This is a genomic window from Mesorhizobium sp. WSM4816 (assembly GCF_055811535.1).
The window spans coordinates 22811-39612 of the sequence record NZ_JBVVQR010000011.1; the positions used below are offsets into that span (position 1 = coordinate 22811).

The following is a 16802-nucleotide window of genomic DNA, read 5'->3' on the forward strand; positions in this document are numbered from 1 at the left end:
AGGCTGAACCGTCCAAAAACGTCAGCCGAAGGTGGCCGACGGCTTCAGCCGAACGTCGCCAGAGGCTCAGTGCGGACCTCGACCCACTCGCAGCGCCGGCTGTCGTGATAGAAGGACAGGAAGGGCGGCGGGAACGATGGGTCGGCGAAAGCCCCCACCGGAATGGCGATCAGATCGGGCTGGACATCGATCCGGTAATGGACAGTGGTGCCGCAATCCGGGCAGAAACTGTAGATGACACGGCCGCCTTCGTCGCCAACGCGCGTGAACTCCGCCGCTCGTCCCTGGATCGACACATCATTCTCCGCAAACCGCGCATTGAAGCTGAACGCGCTGCCGGTGCGCCGCTTGCAAGCCAGGCAATGGCAGACAGAGACGCGTACAGGCTCACCCGAACAGGTGGCTGACAGCTGACCGCAGGAACATTGGGCGCGGCGCGTGACCATGGCTGGCCCCTTTCAGCGAACATCAATGGGTTTCGGCATGGGTCCTCAGCTCAGCCCTCTTCTCGTCGGAGACGACGGCAAGGTCGAGCACCTTCTGCAATTCGGCCGCGTGGCGGAACGACGGCTCGGCTTGAACGCCGCTGCGCACCGCATCGACAAAGCGCTGGTAGTTGGTCGGCACCGTTCCGGTATCGAGGACCTGCCATTTGGCGTTCTCGATGTTCTCGCCCATGCACACCTTCAGCTCCGAGCCGTTCAGATTGTGCACGACTTCGATGCCGCCCTTGTCGCCATAGATGCGCAGCCGCAATTCGTTGAGATGGCCGGTTGCCCAGCGGCTGGCATGGACGACCCCAAAAGCGCCGTTGCTGAAATCCAGCGCCATGGTGAAGCTGTCGTTGGCGTCGAGCTCGTACTCGCCGATCCGGTTGCCGGGCGCCTTGTCGAAGGACCTGAGGCGGCAGAACACATGGTCGATGTCGAGCGCCGCGCCATAGCTGGCAAAATCGAGGATATGGATGCCGACATCGCCCAGCACGCCATTGGAGCCGTGGCCGCGTGACAGCCGCCACAGCCATTTCGGGTCAGTACGCCAGTCGCCCCAGAACTTGGAGACCAGCCAGCTCTGCAGATAGGACGCTTCGACGTGCCTGACCTGGCCGATCTCGCCGGCAAGCACCATGGTGCGTGCCCGCTGCAGCGGGGCGACGTTGCGATAGGTCAGGTTGACCATGTTGATGATGCCGGCTTGCTCGGCGGCGTCGGCCATCTCGCTGGCCCGCTGGTAATTTTCGGCCAACGGTTTCTCGCACAGCACCGGCTTGCCCGCCGCGATCAGCATCATGGTCGTCGGATGGTGGATGCGGTCTGGCGTCACGTTCGCCACCGCGTCGAACTTGTCCCATGCGAGCGCGTCTTCCAGCGACGCGAACCGGTTGGGGATTCTGTAGCTATCCGAAAACTTGTCGACACGCGCGCGGTCGAGATCGACGGCGCCGACCAGCTCGACGCCTTCGATCCTGCTGAACTGCCTGGCATGCTCTTCCGCCATCCAGCCGGTGCCGAGTATTAAATGACGCATGATTCTTATCCTTAGGATGAGGCCTTATCTTATTGTTCGACCGTGGATTTTCCGAACCGAAGGTTCTGGATCATGGTCTAGCGATAGCCGGGTTCGCCCGCGGCATGGAGTTTTCCGCCGCGCTCGACGATCGGCTCGAGCGCCTTTTCCACCGGCACGTTCGGCGCATCGAGGATGGCTGGATGCGCGCCCTGCGGGTTGTGCGCCCATTTCACCGCATTGCGCAGCACCTTTTGGACATTCGCGTCGTGATAGGTCGGATAGGTCTCGTGGCCGGGCCTGAAATAGAAGATGTTGCCGGCGCCGCGGCGATAGGTCAGCCCCGACCGGAACACTTCGCCGCCCTGGAACCAGGAGATGAAAACCGTTTCCAGCGGTTCCGGCACGGCGAACTGCTCGCCATACATCTCCTCGTTCTCGAGCTCGAAACACTCGCTGATCCCGGCAGCGATCGGGTGGTTGGGGCTCGTCACCCAGAGCCGCTCGCGCTCGCCGGCCTCGCGCCATTTCAGCGTGCAGGGCGTGCCCATCAGCGTCTTGAAGATCTTCGAGAAATGGCCGGAATGAAGCACGATCAATCCCATGCCTTGCCAGACGCGGCGCGCCACGCGCTCGACGACTTCGTCGGCGACGGCGCCATGGTCCTTGTGTCCCCACCACACGAGCACATCGGTTTGCGCCAAACGGTCGGCCGGCAGGCCATGCTCCGGTTGCTCAAGCGTTGCCCACGACACGGAAATTTCGGGGTCGAGCCTCAGCGCATCGGCGATCGTTGCGTGCATGCCCTCGGGGTAGATCCCTGCCACCACCTCATTGGTCCGCTCATGGATATTCTCGCCCCAAACGACAGCGCGTATCGTCATGACATCCTCTTGATCGGTTGAAGCCGCCGCCCCGGTCAGGTCAGTCATAGTGTCATCGGCCGGGAATGAAAACGGTTTCGAGGCTGGCTGCTGACAATTGGGTGGAATTCCGGAGATGTCGGCGGGATAGCGCCCCCATCTGTGCCGGACATCTCCCCCCACTTGGGGGGAGATGGATGTCACGCCGGCTCGGGCTAGCCGCGCACGACGAGGCGTTTGATCTTGCCCTTCTTGAACGCGGCGAGGAAGCTGGCGTAGTCCTTGAAGACGACGCAGCCGCTCGATTCCCCGCGGCGGCCGCGCAGCAGGTAGGTGTGCGCAAGAAAGCCGTCACGGCCATATTTGTTCTTGCCGTCGATAGGAGTGAGACGCAGCGCCTCCACCCCATGGAAACGCGATTCGCGCAGCCTCAGATCGTAGGTGTGGGGCGGTGTCGGGCCGGCATTCTTGCGATTGGCGTAGCGAGGCTGGTCGGCCATCGAGCCCAGTCCCGAATGCGCCTCGAGCCGCGAGCCGTCCGGCATATAGACGGTTTTCGCCGAGATGTCGTAGACGGCGACGCCGCTGCCGGGCTTGGTGAACAGGTTGCCGAAGACCCCGCCGCCGCCCGCCGGGCTGTCTGGTTTGGCATAGGCCAGCATGTCTGCGGCCTTCGATGGCTTGGCCGGCTTGCCCGGCTTGCCCGGGCTGCCCTGCATGTCCTCTTGCATGCCTGGTTTCGCCGCCGGTGACGAACTCCTCGGCGACAAGGCTGGCGCCCGGGGCATCTCGACCTGCGGCGCGGCGGCGGTCTCCACCCTGTTGGCTTTGGACGGCTGAGACTGGGCCTTGGCGGCCCTCGATGCCTGGACCTTGGGCGCATTGGCCTTGGGTGCCCTAACCTCGGGCGCCTCGTCTGACTGGTCGATGTCCGCCTGCGGACGCCAAGTCGGCAAGGGAACGCTGCTGGGCATTCCGTCCTGCGGCGGCAGCGACGCCATCTGCACCTCGCCCTCTTGCGTGGCAGCAGGATCGGCCGTCGTCGCCTGCGGCAGCACGTCGATCATCGCTTCCGGCAATGCATTCGCAAGCGCCAGCGCCAGCGCCAGCCGGGAGGATCGGTCGATTTCCGCAATCTCGGGCCCGAAGCGCACGGACGCAGGACCATGCTGATCGGCCAGGCGCACCGGCTCCGCAAAGCGCTGGCCCGTCGGCAGACTGACGACCGCAAACGGCGCGGCCCCGCCGGAGGCGCGGGCAAAGGCAGCAGCAATCTTTTGCGGCGACTGCGCCGCTTTCGCCACCACGCTGTCGAAGCGCGATTGCGGTGAGATTTCGGCGACACGCTGCACAGCATCCGGCCGCGCTAACGGCTTGAGACGCCCTACCTTGCCTTCATGCTCGAAGCTCGCGGCGGCCTGCGCGCAGCCGGCATTGCATCGGCCGAGCAGCGACGCCTCACGCTGCCGGCTTGCCAGTGACGGCGCCCACGTATTGGCCCGTGGATTGACAAGTGTGTGTCGGGGATCGGCGAGCGCCATGGAGCGCGGCGCGAGCAGGTTTTGCGGAAGACTGCTGGAGGCGGCGGTGAGCGACGTTCCCACCGAATGGAGGCCGGCCACGGTCGCAGCCGACCACAGTGCGATCGCAGCGCCAACAACGGGAATCGCGACCCAGCGCAGGCCGGGCCTCATCGAGGGCAATCCACTATCAGGATTGTCACCCCGGTTATTCAAACGCATCAACGCCATACAACCAAACCTCAATCGGCCTTGCGGCATGCGGACTCGCAGCCGTCACAATCACAGTCGCCTGGTGCCCCCCGGCACGCTTCACGTCTGTTGCCGATTGAATCAAAAGATGGACAAACTTGGTTAACCAATCCCTCTACCGATCGCCGATCAGGCGAAGGTCAGTGTCAAAAAAGGCTCCCTCCAAAACTATGCAAATAGCGGAAATGCCCTCCATGCCAGGCTTTGCTGCCCGTTTTTGCAGGCCGAGTCAACAAAGCGAAAGGATTAGACCTTGCCTGGGCGGCGTCAGCTAAAGGCCGACACCTGCCAGCGCATGATCCGAAACGAGGCCCGCGTCCTCCGTTGGAGGCGCGGCCTTGTCATGCCTGCGCAGACTATGCGGCACGCTGCGCTTCCATCGGCCGCAAATTCTGGTTCATGCGGAACAGGTTCAGCGGATCATATCGCTGCTTGATTTCCAGCAGCCGCCGATAGTTGCCGCCATAGGCTGCTTCGACCCTGTCGACCTCGTCCCCGGGCATGAAGTTCACATAGGCCGTGCCGGCGGCATAGGGCTTGGCTGCTTCATAGAGACCCCGCGCCCAGTCGATGCAGGCCTGGTCCATTTCCGGTTCGCGCCAGCGGGCGTGGACATTCATGACGTAGTGCGCGCTGCGTTGCGGAAACGCCGTTGCATCCGCTGTCACCCGGCCCGCGGCACCGCCGACATGGCCGATGAAAATCTCGCATTCAGGCCCTGGAAGCCCGGGTATCGCCGCCGTGACGACCTCGATCGCGCTGTCGGAAAGCTCGGTGAAGTCATGGCTCTTCCAATAGTTGCGGGCGCCAGGCGTCAGCAACGGATCGAATGCCTGCTGCCAGCCGGTGAACGGGTTGGGACCGACCACGTCTGCAATCGGTGTGCCGATGGCGCGAAGCCTCTGTGTCGCCTTCTCACCCTCCTGAAGGTCGCCGCAATAGCACATGGCCAGTACCAGCACCTCCTTGCCATGCCATTCGGCCGGCAGGAACGGCAGCGGCGGCGCCTGCCGCATGACCGCCCAGCAGGTCAGCTCATTGGGCGCTGCTTCGAGCGCCGCTCGGTATTCCCGCAACACGTTTTCGGCATCGGCGAAGGGATGAACGACAAGCCCCGACAGCACCTGCGGACCGACTTGGTGGAGCTTGAACTCGAAAGCCGTGACGATGCCGAAATTGCCGCCGCCACCGCGCAGCGCCCAGAACAGATCCGGATTTTCGGTCTGGCTGGCGCGCAGCAGCTTGCCGTCGGCGGTAACCACATCGGCGCAGAGAAGATTGTCGATGGTCAGGCCGAATTTCCGCGTGATCCAGCCGAAGCCGCCGCCCAGCGTCAGGCCCGAAATGCCGGTGGTCGAGTTGATTCCGGTCGGCACCGCCAGTCTGAAGGCCTGTGTCTCCGCGTCGACATCGGCGAGCGTCGCGCCAGGTTCCACCCATGCCCGCCGCGTCGCCGGATCGACCCGCACCGACTTCATCGGCGACAGATCGATCATCAGGCCGCCGTCGCAGACGCCGCTGCCGGCTATGTTGTGGCCGCCGCCGCGAACCGCGACGAGCAGCCTGTTTTCCCTGGCAAAATTGACGGCGGCGACAACGTCGGCGGCACCGGCGCAGCGCACGATCAGCCCGGGTCGCCGGTCGATCATGGCGTTCCAGATGCTGCGTGCCTCGTCATAGGCGGCATCGCCTTCCCTCAGCACGGTGCCGCGCAATTGTGCCGAAAGCGCCTCCAGGGCCGCGGCATCGACCGTCGTCTTGCCGCGATCAAGCGTAATGAGGCTCATGCTATCCATGGCTTTCCTCCCGATTGTTTTTGAGCCGTTTTCCCTCCACCCGTTTCCAAGTCTGCCTTTATATTAGAAGTCGCGCAAGTTCATGATCGCTCGCTGGCCGGCATTGCGCAACCCGCATAACGGTCAGCTCTTATTGAGGTAAAAAGCCGCCGGCAGGCCGAGCCGAGATGAGCGCTGGATCGCTGTAGACGATCTCGTCGGTTCGATCGGAGGAACTACGCAGCGGTCCGCGGAGTTAGGCATATGAGCAACCAATGCAGAGGAGAGCTCTGATGGCACCGCGCAGAAAACCCGACGATCCATCCGAAGGCCCGACCATCGAACAGCAGGATTGGGACGCGATCAAAGGCAGTAAAATTCTACCAGGCAGCGTGCCGGGAAACGGCGACATCCGTTACGACCTCGAGAAAGAGGCTGAACTGCCCGAGGAAGACGACGACAATCCGTACCAGGAGAGCGACGAGGCGCTGCCGGACGACGAAGAGGAACGCGCCCTCTCGCGCAACCCCTCGAAGCAGGACATCGACGAGCCGTGAGCGGGGCTGATCTGGAGCGACCGTAGCGTCACGAGGTGCAGAACCTTTGATGGCGGCGGGACAGCGCCCAGGACAGCGCCCCCTCTGTTCTGCCGGACCATCTCCCCCACAAGGGGGGAGATTGGCCAAGGCGCTCGTTCGCTGCTTCGCCAGCATTGCTGCTGGATTGCCATCGGCTCCACTCTATTAATCACGATTTCTGTCCGATGGAACAACTCCAAAAAACGCTCGTTGGGTAATCATCGCAACCAGCGATGCAACTCTAATGGAGACCGACCGTGATGAAAAAAATTCTCTCCGCAGCCGCACTCAGCATCGCCCTCGCCACTTCGGCGGTGGCGCAATCAAACGGTACTGGATCCGGCACCAACAATCCGGGAGCGGCCACCGGGACAGACACTGGCACCATGGCTCCCGGCACCGATAATGCAACTCCTGCCGATCCGAACGTAACCGGTTCAACCACCGACGGCGCCGACGGCATGGGCGATCGGTGCAAGGAAACCGCAGGCGCCGATGCGAATACAAACTCCGCCAGTGGCACTGCAACTTCGGACATGGAGAACTGCCCCAAGTGAGCTAGCGCCGGTGAGGTCGCTACTTCCCGTGGGAGCGCACGAACGCGCCGCGCCACCAGTCAGACAAAGCCGGGAACCGGCTTTGTCTTGCCGCTAAGTTGCGCACCGAACGTTAGCGCTTGCGGGAAATTCCGGATAATTGCCGCCATCAAGGTGGCGCTGCCTGGACTAACGGCAATCCCGGCAAGTGCGGCGGCGGCGTAGACCCGAGTTGAAAACAGACTTTTCCACGCCGCCTCGTAGCGTCTGCCGGCCGTCTCGCGCCCTGCGCGGCCGCGTGGCGCGCATGAGAGTTCGCAAGCCAGCAGCCAGCCGGACTGAAGCGCCATCGAGATGCCCTCGGCGATGACAGGATGAGACTCTCCGGCTGCATTGCCGACGCGAAAGATGTCGCGTTCGTAGCAGGAGCGAACTCCTGGCCGGATCGGACCTGCGGCAAGCCACGGCCCGTCGGCGTCAGCTGACTCTAGCGCATCCCTCACGCCCCGACATGATTCCATCAGATGACGGGAGACCGCCTGGGCGGCCGACAAATGGCTCTGGTGTCTGGGGTGTTTGCGCAACTGTGCGAGCATATCGCGCCGAATGCAGCAGGAGATCGACAGCCGGCCATGATCCGCCGAAACCATGCCGCCATAACCGCCAGGAAACACCAGCAGGGGCATCAAATCAGGCGCCAGGGACGACCCGGTGAAATGCGCCTTGAAGCCGAACAGGTCCGAAGGGCGGTTGGTCTTTCCGAGCTGGCTGGGCAGCGGTCCTGGCTCCCAGGAGCCGTGTGCGGCGACAATCACCGGCGCGCGCAGCATCGTCGTTTCGGTTCCGGCTTGAATTCGCACCAATTGCGCCTCGCCATCTGGGTCGATGGCCACGGCGCGGCAAGGCTGAAAGGTTTCGACGCCCGCCGATCGCGCCGCCTGCAAAAGCAGACAGTCGAAAACATCCCGGCCAAGCGCCCGGCCGAAACCATCTTTTTTCTCGCGGGGCCTATCTTTTGCAGGAGGCCCATCTTTTGCGGGAGGCCCATCTTTTGCGGGAGGCCCATCTTTTGCAGGAGGCATTGCCGCCTCGGCGCAGGTCTCGCCGGAAAACAAGCCGACGCGGCGGATTTCGGGGCCGGCATTGGCACGCCACGCTTCGCCGATCTCCAGCTGGTCCAGAAGCGCAAGATTGCTTGCCGATATATATTCGCCGCAGACCTTGCGGCGCGGGAACACGCTCTTTTCCACAATAGCCACGGCCCATCCGCGCCGGGCCAGCGTCAGCGCGACGGACGTGCCCGCCGGGCCGGCGCCTATGACGATCGCGTCATGGGTCGACAATCGAGTCATAGGTCATGACCGGCGCTGGTGCCGACGAAAATGTGGGAAAAAAGGCCGGCGCGCCGTTCCTCGACCGGTTTGCCGTTTGCCGCGAGCCAGAGACCGGAAAGCTCGTTGCCGCGAAAGCCGGCACGCACGCTTTGAGCCGCGTCGTTTCGTGTGACGTCATTGGCGCCGATCGCCGGGAGAAGGCGGGTCGCGGCCAATGCCAGTCTGGTCCGCAACGGCTCTGTCGCCAACAGCAGCGGGGCCTTGGGCGCCATCAGCGAAAACAAACGCACGATCTTGCCATCGTCGAAATGATGCAGAAACAGATTGACGGTGATCGCGTCGAACCGCGTACCCTCGTTCTTTCTCGCCCAGTCGAAGACATCGGCGGTGACGCCTTCGACTGTCCATCCCAGCCTGGCGAAATCACCACGCAATTGCGCGGTGATGAGGTCGACGCGGTCGAGCATTACCAGTTCGACCCCAGGCCAATGCCCGGCCATGCGCCGCGCCAACGCCAGCATGAAGGAGCCATCGCCGGCGCCGATCTCCAGAATCCGGCGCGGCGGCCCTGGCACGAATTTCTGCAGCAGCGATGCCATGATCCTGGCCTGAAACATCAGCGCGTTGATGCGACGGAGGTCACAACGCGCCGCAAGCGCTCGCGGATCGTCGGCCGCAAGTCCGTCGAGGATTTCCGGCGCAAGCTGGCGGTGCTCCAGGCTGCTCATGACGCCGTTCGGAAAAGCATGGTTTCGGCCGCCAGCCCGGGTCCGAACGACATGCCGCAGCCGAGCATGCCTGGTGGCGCCTTCAACATCTCTTTCATCACGAACATGACGGTCGCCGATGACATGTTTCCATATCGGCGCAACACCTCGCGCGATGGCTCCAGCGCGGTGGGCGCGAGTTCCAAGGCCCGTTCGACGGCGTCGAGCACCGAACGTCCCCCCGGGTGCACGGCCCAGAGGTCGATCGCCTCTGTCGGCCGACCGCCGAGGATGGCGTTGTGATTGCTCCGCAACGCTTCCTGGATTGCTGCCGGGACCTGGCCGGAAAGAACCATTTCGAAGCCGTGGTTACTAATGCTCCAGCTCATCAGATCCCGCCGCGCGTCCGCCACGATGCCGTAAAAGCTTTCGAGCTCGATGCCGTGCGGCTCGGCGGTGACGAGCGCAGCCGCACAGCCATCGCCCCAGAGGCAGAACGACAGCAGCTTTTCCAGTTCGCTGGTTTCCCGCAGATGCATCGTGCAGAGTTCGATATTGACCAGCAGGACCCTGGCCTGCGGGTCGGAGCGGACGATGTGGCGGGCAAGCTTGAGGCCGTTGATCGCCGCGTAGCAGCCCATGAAACCGATCATCGTGCGTTCGACCCTGTCCGGCAGGCCGCATCGCGCAACCAGCTCAAGGTCAATGCCCGGCGCTGAAAACCCGGTGCAGGTGGTAACGATGAGATGGGTGATGCGGGAAGCGCCGCCACCAAGCTCCAATCCATCGACGCCTTTTTGCGCCAGAACAGGTGCGGCATGACAGAACATTGCCATTCTCTCGGCCGTTCCAGGAAAGGCGCCCCGAATGAACTTCCCGGCCAAATCTGCTGATGGTCCTTCGGGGTCGCCGGCAGGTGCAAAGCAGGAATAGCGGTGCTCGATGCCGGCAACGTCAACCATGCGTTCGAAAATTCTTCGACGATCGGCCGCAAGCATGGAGGCGGCGAAACGCAGATAGAATTGATGAACCTCGTGCTCCGGCACTGCTGTCGCGATCCGGTTAATATACGTTTTGGCCGGCATATTCGGTCTCCTCGGCATCGCGCACGGTATTTCTAAGGACCACGGCCGGAGGTTGTTTGCGCGCCAGGTGAAGGATGGCAGGTTGTGAGTGCTGTTGATGAACGTTTCCGAGAATTGACTTCATCCCACCTGGTTGCCAGGCGATGCTGCGGTTCGCCGGCATTAGGAACATAGGCTCCATTGCCGAGGCGTCCACCGAAGCGCCTGCGCTTCGGGCCGAGGCGCCATTGCTTCCGGCCCTCGCTGGGCGCGGTATTCTTCTGAGCGATGGAACATTAGCGCATACTAACAGTTGTAGGGTGACAGCGGATATCTCCCGGATGTTGGCTGCTGAACCGGGGCCCGTACCCCGGTCGGCCCGCGCTCCTCCAGAGGCGCGGGCCTCCGGTTCAAAGACTAGTTGGCGGCTCTTAAGGCTCAGTTTTGGAACGAGAATGCCGTGAAGGCGTTGGCCATAATTATCGCGAGCTGCCGCCAGGCTCGCGGCAAAGAAAAGGAGAGCTGTCATGAACAATATCATCTGGCTGGTCGGGGCCGTCGTTATCGTAATTGCGATACTCAGTTTCCTTGGCCTTCGTTAGGTTTCGCCTTTAGCGACGCCTACCGAGTAATTGTTCTTTTGCGGTCGTCTCTGGAACCTTGAGGTTTTCAGGCGCAGCAGCAACTGGCGCTAGCGAAACGACCCCGCTCTTTCCCCGGCGAAGTTCCCTGCCCGATCCATATTCTCCCAGACCCAGCGCTCTCATCTGACGCCGCGTCTCCTGCCTTGAGTGGTGACGTCCGCGTCCGCTCGACCTGGCGCCGGCCCGCGAGATTTGCTGCAGGACCAGATCGCGACCGGCCGGGTGCAGCGCCGATTGACGTTGCGGTGGCTTTTCTTCATTCTTCCTGTTGCTGCCTGCTCCGAGATTCAGCAATGAAGCGCAGTCTCGCTTTCGGTGTGATTGTCATCGCCTTCGTCGGTCTGCTGGGCGGCGCCGCACTTTTGGTTGCCGGCCAGTCAAGAGTTTCGCAAGGCGCAATCCAGTCGTCGGTTACCCGCACCGCTGAATTGATCGACAGCGCCTGGAAGTTGCCCGTGGCTGCTACCTTCAGTGCCGACGTCACATGGCAATCGAACGGATCAAGGTGCGGCCCGGCAAGCGTCGCAAACACGTTCCGCTCCATCGGCGAGGAGGAGAGAACCGAAGCCGAAGTCCTCGCGGGAACCGGAAAATGCTGGACCGGTTTTTGCGTCATTGGCCTCACGCTGGACGAGCTTGCCGAGGTCGCTCGAACGAACACCCAGCGTAAAGTCTCCGTGCTTCGGAATCTGAGCGCCGATGCGTTTCGCGAGCACATGAAGCGCGCCAACGATCCCGGCCGCCGTTACATCGTCAACTTTACCCGCGAGAAGATTTTCGGCGCCGGCGCTGGCCATTTCTCCCCGGTCGGCGGATATCTGGAAGCCGAGGACATGGTCTTCGTCCTCGATGTAAACGAGGACTACAAGCCTTGGCTGGTCGAGCGTGAGCGCCTGTTCTCAGCCATGGACACAATCGATAGCGATGGCGACAAGAAGCGCGGCTTGCTGCTGATCGAGTAGCAATGTCGCAAGCAGTTTCGATTGCCTTGCCTTCAATCGACCAACACGGCGACCACGGCGGTGCAGTCGCCCGCCTTGACCAGTCCGGGGAAATGGCGGGCGGCCAATAGACCCGACATCCTTGCCCTGATCTCCTGAGGTGCTGCACCAGTGCGGCCGATGGAGTGGATGCGCGCCAGGACCTGGCCCTCTTCGACAGGCTCGCCGAGATCGATCATCGTCTCGATCATCCCATCGTCCTCGGCGAACGAGAAGCAATCGCCCGACGGCATGTCGAGCCAGCGGGTCGGCTGCATCTCGACCGCACCGGCGACAATGCCGGCATGACGCAGCACATTGAGCACGCCGCGACGGGCGATCCGCACCGTTTCCGCGCGGGAGGTGCCACCGCCGCCAAGCTCCGTGGTGATGAACAGCTTCCCCATCTCTTCGGCGGCAGTGTCGAACATACCGACCGCATCGATCTCCAGCATCTTCATCGACCACGGCGCCGAGAACGCTTCGACCGCCGCGAACCCCTTCGCCTCCAGCACTTTGTCAGGTCGGATATGGGCGGCGCAGAACGGCACGAAGTCGAGCGTCTTGCCGCCGGAATGGAAGTCGATCGCGATGTCTGCGCGGGGGAGCAACTCTCGTTGAAAATAGTCCGCGATCTTCTCGGTCACCGTGCCGTCGGGCCGGCCGGGAAAGCTGCGGTTGAGATTGCCCTTGTCGATCGGCGAGGTGCGGGTGCCGGCACGGAACGCCGGATAGTTCATTGCCGGCACCATGATGACCGTGCCGATGACTTGCTTGGGATCGAGCGTGCGGGCGAGATCGTAGAGCGCCAGCGGCCCCTCATATTCGTCGCCATGATTGCCGCCGGTGAGCAATGCGCTTGGCCCGCTGCCGTTGCGGATCACGCAGATCGGGATCATCACCGATCCCCAGGCCGAATCGTCACGGCTGTAAGGCAGCCGCAAGAAGCCGTGCTGCACGCCGTCGCGGTCGAAATCGACGGTCGGCGTGATCGGCGATGGACGAAGGCTGGACATCGGGCTCAATTCTTCACCACCAGCTTGCGCGGCACATTGGCCAGGCACTCGACCCCGGTCTCGGTGATCAGGATGGACTCGGTGATCTCGAGCCCCATCGTCTCCAGCCACAGGCCGGTCATGAAATGGAAGGTCATGCCGGGCTTCAGCTCGGTGCGGTCGCCGGGGCGCAGGCTCATCGTGCGCTCGCCCCAGTCCGGCGGATAGGAAAGCCCGATCGGATAGCCGGTGCGGTTGTCCTTGACGATGCCGTATCTCTTCAGCACCGCGAAGAAGGCGTTGGCGATGTCCTCGCATGTATTGCCGGGCTTTGCCGCCGCAAGCCCGGCCTCCATGCCTTCCAGCGTCGCCTTTTCGGCATCGAGGAATTCCTGCGTCGGCTTGCCGAGGAACACAGTCCGCGAAAGCGGACAATGGTAGCGGTTGTAGCAGCCGGCGATCTCGAAGAAGGTGCCCTCGCCCGACTTCATCGGCCGGTCGTCCCAGGTCAGATGCGGCGCCGACGCATCGGCGCCCGACGGCAGCAGCGGCACGATCGCCGGGTAGTCGCCGCCAATCTTTCCCTCTGGCCCGTCGACGCCGCGCGTGCCGGCATCATAGATCTCGGCGACCAGGTCGCATTTGCGCATGCCGACTTCGATCTTGTCGACGATGCGCTGGTGCATCGCTTCGACGATGCGGGCTGCCTTGCGCATGTAATCGATCTCGGTCGGGCTCTTCACCGCGCGCTGCCAGTTGACGAGTGCCGTGGCGTCGACGAAGCGGGCATTGGGCAGATGTTTCTGCAGCGAAGCGAAGGCAGCGGCCGAGAACCAGTAATTGTCCATCTCGACGCCGATGCTGAGCTTGCCCCAGCCGCGATCGGCCAGCACCTGCGACAGAAAATCCATCGGGTGGCGTTCGGTCGACTGCACATAATGGTCGGCATAGCCGACGATGTTGTCGTGCGCGAGATAGGCGGTGCGCTTGGCGCCGTTGGCGTCCTGGCCGCGCCCGTACCACACCGGTTCGCCCGACGGCGGCACGATGACGGCCTGGTGCACATAGAACGACCAGCCATCATAGCCGGTCAGCCAGGCCATATTGGACGAATCGCTGACAACAAGCAGATCGACGCCCTTGGCTGCCATGGCCTTCCGGGTCTTGGCGAGGCGATCCGCATATTCGCCGCGCGAGAATTTCAAATTGGGCTGCATTGTTCTTGGTCCTCGTTTGTTGGGCCTTGCGGCCGGCATCAGCTTTCGAAAATCGTACCCGTCTTGGCCGCCCGCGCACGGTCGCGGGCGAGCGTGGCGATCGCGGTGTCCTGCACGCCGGTGCCGGTGAGGTCGGCGATGGTGATGTCGCTGTCCGAACGGCGGCCATGTCTATCGCCGGCGATGATCTGGCCGAGCTCTGTGATCTCGGCATCGGCTGCCACCACCCCCGTCGTGATGGCATGATGCAATTCGCCCAGCAGCCGCGTCTGCTTGGCGCTGTCGGCGACATAGAGATCGGCCATGCGCAGGATCGCCGGCGCGATCTCGTTCTTGTGCTCGGCGTCCGAGCCCATCGCGGTGATGTGCTGACCGGCGGAGACGAAGCCGGCCTTGATCAGCGGTTCGGTCGACGGCGTCGTGGTGACGATGATGTCGGCGCCGGCCGCCGCCTTTGCCGCGTCGGGTTCAGCGTGCACGACGATGCCCAGGTTTTCGCGCAATGCATCCGCTGCGGCTTCGGCCTTGGCTGCATCCCTCGCCCAGATCCGCGCTTCAGCGATCGGCCGCACCAGCATAAGCGCCTCGAGCTGCAGTCCAGCCTGGACGCCGGCGCCGAAGATCGCGGCGATCGAAGCGTCGGCTCGCGAAAGATGTTTCGCTGCGACCGCTCCGGCCGCCGCCGTGCGGACATCGGTCAAATAACCGTTGTCGAGCAGCACCGCCTCGACCAGCCCGGTTTTTGACGACAGCAGCACCATCATGCCGTTGACGCTGGGCAGGCCGAGCTTCGGATTGTCGAAGAAGCCGGGACTGATCTTGATGGCAAAACCGTCGATGCCAGGCACATAGGCGGTTTTGACGTCGACCTCGCCACGATGCTCGGGAATGTCGAGCCGCAGGATCGGCGGCATCGCCACCGGCAAGGTGGCAAGCGCGCGGAACGCATTTTCGACGCAGGCGACGGCATCGAGATCGAGCTTCACGATCGCGCGCAATTCGGCTTCGGTCAGTATCGTCATCCGGCTCATGCGGCGCTCTCCTTAAATGCTTCGCCACAAATGACTTTCCTGTGCAGCGTCATGTCGATATTGCGGCCCGACAGAATGAGCACAGTGGGGCCGCTCGCCCTGACCTTGCCGGCAAGCACGGCGGCGATGCAAACCGCGCCGGCGCCTTCGACGATCTCGCGCTCCTGTTCATAGGCGTGGCGGATGCCGGCGGCGATCTCGTCCTCGCTGAGCAGGATAACATCGTCGAGCAGGTCGCAGCACATCGAGAAGGTCAGCCGGTTGTCGAGGCCGACGCCGCCGCCGAGCGAGTCCGCCAGCGTCGGCAGTTCCTCGACCAAAACCGGATGTCCGGCATCGAGGCTTGCCTTCATCGCCGCGCCCCGCGCCATCGAAACGCCGATGACCTTCGTGCCGGGGCTGACGCCCTTCACGGCAGCGGCGACACCCGCCGCCAGCCCGCCGCCGGACAGCGGCACCAGCACCAGGGCAGCGTCCGCAACCTGCTCGATGATTTCCAGCCCGAGCGTGCCTTGCCCGGCGATGATATCAGGATGGTCGAAGGGCGGCAGCATGATCAGACCGTCTTCCGCGACCAGCCGGTCGACCTCCTGCTGCGCATCGTCCTGGCTGTTGCCGACGATGCGGATCTCGGCGCCGAGCCGGCGGATTTCGTCGAGCTTGTTCTGCGGCACCAGTCGCGACATGCAGATCGTCGCGCGCATGCCTTCAAGCTTTGCCGCATGAGCCAGCGCCCGGCCGTGATTGCCGGTCGAGGCGGCGACCACGCCGCGGGCCTTCTCCTCGGCGTCCAGCGACGCGATGGCGTTCGAGGCGCCACGCAGCTTGAAGCTGCCGGTGGTCTGCCGATGTTCGAGCTTGAGATAAACAGGCGCGCCCAAGTGCCCGGAAAGATACGGGGAAAGCACGGTCGGCGTGCGCTCGACCTTGCCGGCGATGCGCTCGCAGGCGGCGCGGATATCGGCGGGGGTGATGGGCGCAGGTGTCATGGCCTCATTGTCCCAAAGGCAGCGTCATCAGACGGCCGAATTCAGGGCGCGGCTCCTCGTCGCCGCAAAGCCGCAGGCAGTTCCAGGCGGTTGCCTGGTTGCTGGTCACCACCGGACGGCCGATCGCCTCTTCCATGCCGACGACGGCAAGTGCTGCCCGCAGCGCCGTGCAGGAGACGAACAGCGCGTCCGCTTGCGCATCAGTCGCCTCGCGCGCCAGATCGACCAGCGTGGCCGGTGCAATCCGCGCCATCTCGCGGTCGTCGTCGAAGCCGAGACAGGTAAAACTGGCGATCTCGAAACCGTGCGCCGCAAAATAGACGGACATCGGCCGGCTGGTCTCGACCGTATAAGGAGTAAGAATACTGATCGTCCTGGCGCCCAGCGCTTTCAAGCCGCGCACCCCTGCCATCGGCGGCGTAACCACGGGTACGCCGGGCTTGGCCGCCTGCACCGCCGCCTCGATCTCGGCATCGCCGATGACGACCGAGGCCGAGGTGCAGGAATAGCAGACCGCGTCGAGCGGCTCATCGGGCAGGACGAGTGCGGCGCCCGCCGTCAGCGACGGCTGCATCTTGCGCAAATTGTCCGGCGTCGTCGGATTGGCATAGGGGATGCGCGCGACATAGACGCCGATCCGGTCGCTTGCCACCATGCGGCGAAAATCCGGTTCGGTCGTATGGTCGGTGGCAAGGATGATCAGGCCGACGCGCTTTTCCAGCGGACGCGCGTCGAGCGCCGGCCGTGTCGAGTGCAGGCGGATGTCGACTGGAGCGGTCACCACGCGCTCCTTGCTAACGATTTGGTCGAA

Annotated in this window: 16 protein-coding genes; 3 read left to right on the forward strand and 13 right to left on the reverse strand. The window is 63.4% G+C overall.

All coding sequences use genetic code 11. The features are described from left to right. Positions 1–44: 44 nt before the first annotated feature. The 5 genes from AC0L3H_RS14415 to AC0L3H_RS14435 all read right to left on the reverse strand — a co-directional run bounded on the left by AC0L3H_RS14415 (position 45) and on the right by AC0L3H_RS14435 (position 5937). The gene (locus tag AC0L3H_RS14415) at positions 45–446 is read right to left on the reverse strand and encodes a GFA family protein (RefSeq protein WP_473585901.1); all 402 of its coding nucleotides are present in this window, start codon (positions 444–446) and stop codon (positions 45–47) included. Between the two features lie 22 nt (positions 447–468). Further along, the gene (locus tag AC0L3H_RS14420) at positions 469–1527 is read right to left on the reverse strand and encodes a Gfo/Idh/MocA family protein (RefSeq protein WP_473585902.1); all 1059 of its coding nucleotides are present in this window, start codon (positions 1525–1527) and stop codon (positions 469–471) included. A 77-nt stretch (positions 1528–1604) separates the two neighbouring features. Then, the gene (locus AC0L3H_RS14425) at positions 1605–2390 is read right to left on the reverse strand and encodes a ThuA domain-containing protein (RefSeq protein ID WP_473585903.1); all 786 of its coding nucleotides are present in this window, start codon (positions 2388–2390) and stop codon (positions 1605–1607) included. 194 nt (positions 2391–2584) lie between these two features. After that, positions 2585–4063 carry a DUF2778 domain-containing protein gene (locus AC0L3H_RS14430; RefSeq protein ID WP_473585904.1) on the reverse strand — a complete coding sequence of 493 codons (1479 nt, stop codon included), beginning with the start codon at positions 4061–4063 and terminating at the stop codon, positions 2585–2587. 434 nt (positions 4064–4497) lie between these two features. After that, positions 4498–5937 carry an FAD-binding oxidoreductase gene (locus tag AC0L3H_RS14435; protein WP_473585905.1) on the reverse strand — a complete coding sequence of 480 codons (1440 nt, stop codon included), beginning with the start codon at positions 5935–5937 and terminating at the stop codon, positions 4498–4500. Positions 5938–6209: 272 nt separating this feature from the next. On the opposite strand from AC0L3H_RS14435, the gene AC0L3H_RS14440 reads away from it, so the two are divergent. Continuing rightward, entirely contained in the window at positions 6210–6473 is a 264-nt protein-coding gene (locus tag AC0L3H_RS14440; RefSeq protein WP_473585906.1) for a hypothetical protein, read from the forward strand. Between the two features lie 281 nt (positions 6474–6754). Further along, complete coding sequence (locus tag AC0L3H_RS14445; protein WP_473510677.1) at positions 6755–7051, forward strand: hypothetical protein; 297 nt, start codon at positions 6755–6757, stop codon at positions 7049–7051. Between the two features lie 59 nt (positions 7052–7110). Here AC0L3H_RS14445 and AC0L3H_RS14450 read toward each other — a convergent pair whose 3' ends face one another. The 3 genes from AC0L3H_RS14450 to AC0L3H_RS14460 are packed head-to-tail and all read right to left on the reverse strand — an operon-like array spanning position 7111 to position 10156. Continuing rightward, a complete protein-coding gene (locus AC0L3H_RS14450) occupies positions 7111–8382 on the reverse strand; it encodes an NAD(P)/FAD-dependent oxidoreductase (RefSeq protein ID WP_473585907.1) in 1272 nt (423 codons plus the stop codon). Beyond that, entirely contained in the window at positions 8379–9092 is a 714-nt protein-coding gene (locus tag AC0L3H_RS14455; RefSeq protein ID WP_473585908.1) for a methyltransferase domain-containing protein, read from the reverse strand. The genes AC0L3H_RS14450 and AC0L3H_RS14455 overlap by 4 nt, the downstream gene beginning before the upstream one ends. Next, the gene (locus AC0L3H_RS14460) at positions 9089–10156 is read right to left on the reverse strand and encodes a type III polyketide synthase (RefSeq protein WP_473585909.1); all 1068 of its coding nucleotides are present in this window, start codon (positions 10154–10156) and stop codon (positions 9089–9091) included. Before AC0L3H_RS14460 ends, AC0L3H_RS14455 begins: the two co-directional genes overlap by 4 nt. A 916-nt stretch (positions 10157–11072) precedes the next feature. Here AC0L3H_RS14460 and AC0L3H_RS14465 point away from each other — a divergent pair. Next, positions 11073–11741, forward strand: a complete 669-nt coding sequence (locus AC0L3H_RS14465) for a phytochelatin synthase family protein (RefSeq protein ID WP_473585910.1) — start codon at positions 11073–11075, stop codon at positions 11739–11741. Positions 11742–11773: 32 nt separating this feature from the next. Here AC0L3H_RS14465 and doeB read toward each other — a convergent pair whose 3' ends face one another. From doeB to eutA, 5 genes are read right to left on the reverse strand one after another with little or no spacing between them, the layout of a single operon-like run. Then, positions 11774–12775, reverse strand: a complete 1002-nt coding sequence (gene doeB, locus AC0L3H_RS14470; RefSeq protein WP_473585911.1) for a N(2)-acetyl-L-2,4-diaminobutanoate deacetylase DoeB — start codon at positions 12773–12775, stop codon at positions 11774–11776. A gap of 5 nt (positions 12776–12780) precedes the next feature. Then, complete coding sequence (gene doeA / locus AC0L3H_RS14475) at positions 12781–13971, reverse strand: ectoine hydrolase DoeA (RefSeq protein ID WP_473585912.1); 1191 nt, start codon at positions 13969–13971, stop codon at positions 12781–12783. Between the two features lie 38 nt (positions 13972–14009). Then, positions 14010–15002, reverse strand: a complete 993-nt coding sequence (locus tag AC0L3H_RS14480; RefSeq protein WP_473585913.1) for a cyclodeaminase — start codon at positions 15000–15002, stop codon at positions 14010–14012. Continuing rightward, entirely contained in the window at positions 14999–15991 is a 993-nt protein-coding gene (gene eutB / locus AC0L3H_RS14485; RefSeq protein WP_473585914.1) for a hydroxyectoine utilization dehydratase EutB, read from the reverse strand. The genes AC0L3H_RS14480 and eutB overlap by 4 nt, the downstream gene beginning before the upstream one ends. Before the next feature lie 4 nt (positions 15992–15995). Next, on the reverse strand, positions 15996–16772 hold the full coding sequence (eutA, locus tag AC0L3H_RS14490) for an ectoine utilization protein EutA (protein ID WP_473585915.1): 777 nt from the start codon (positions 16770–16772) through the stop codon (positions 15996–15998). Between the last annotated feature and the right edge of the window lie 30 nt (positions 16773–16802).

Excerpts from the sequence above, each read along its gene's own strand:
- AC0L3H_RS14415 (WP_473585901.1), bottom strand. The coding sequence starts at position 446 with ATGGTCACGCGCCGCGCCCAATGTTCCTGCGGTCAGCTGTCAGCCACC.
- AC0L3H_RS14420 (WP_473585902.1), bottom strand. The coding sequence starts at position 1,527 with ATGCGTCATTTAATACTCGGCACCGGCTGGATGGCGGAAGAGCATGCC.
- AC0L3H_RS14425 (WP_473585903.1), bottom strand. The coding sequence starts at position 2,390 with ATGACGATACGCGCTGTCGTTTGGGGCGAGAATATCCATGAGCGGACC.
- AC0L3H_RS14430 (WP_473585904.1), bottom strand. The coding sequence starts at position 4,063 with ATGAGGCCCGGCCTGCGCTGGGTCGCGATTCCCGTTGTTGGCGCTGCG.
- AC0L3H_RS14435 (WP_473585905.1), bottom strand. The coding sequence starts at position 5,937 with ATGGATAGCATGAGCCTCATTACGCTTGATCGCGGCAAGACGACGGTC.
- AC0L3H_RS14440 (WP_473585906.1), top strand. The coding sequence starts at position 6,210 with ATGGCACCGCGCAGAAAACCCGACGATCCATCCGAAGGCCCGACCATC.
- AC0L3H_RS14445 (WP_473510677.1), top strand. The coding sequence starts at position 6,755 with ATGAAAAAAATTCTCTCCGCAGCCGCACTCAGCATCGCCCTCGCCACT.
- AC0L3H_RS14450 (WP_473585907.1), bottom strand. The coding sequence starts at position 8,382 with ATGACTCGATTGTCGACCCATGACGCGATCGTCATAGGCGCCGGCCCG.
- AC0L3H_RS14455 (WP_473585908.1), bottom strand. The coding sequence starts at position 9,092 with ATGAGCAGCCTGGAGCACCGCCAGCTTGCGCCGGAAATCCTCGACGGA.
- AC0L3H_RS14460 (WP_473585909.1), bottom strand. The coding sequence starts at position 10,156 with ATGCCGGCCAAAACGTATATTAACCGGATCGCGACAGCAGTGCCGGAG.
- AC0L3H_RS14465 (WP_473585910.1), top strand. The coding sequence starts at position 11,073 with ATGAAGCGCAGTCTCGCTTTCGGTGTGATTGTCATCGCCTTCGTCGGT.
- doeB (WP_473585911.1), bottom strand. The coding sequence starts at position 12,775 with ATGTCCAGCCTTCGTCCATCGCCGATCACGCCGACCGTCGATTTCGAC.
- doeA (WP_473585912.1), bottom strand. The coding sequence starts at position 13,971 with ATGCAGCCCAATTTGAAATTCTCGCGCGGCGAATATGCGGATCGCCTC.
- AC0L3H_RS14480 (WP_473585913.1), bottom strand. The coding sequence starts at position 15,002 with ATGAGCCGGATGACGATACTGACCGAAGCCGAATTGCGCGCGATCGTG.
- eutB (WP_473585914.1), bottom strand. The coding sequence starts at position 15,991 with ATGACACCTGCGCCCATCACCCCCGCCGATATCCGCGCCGCCTGCGAG.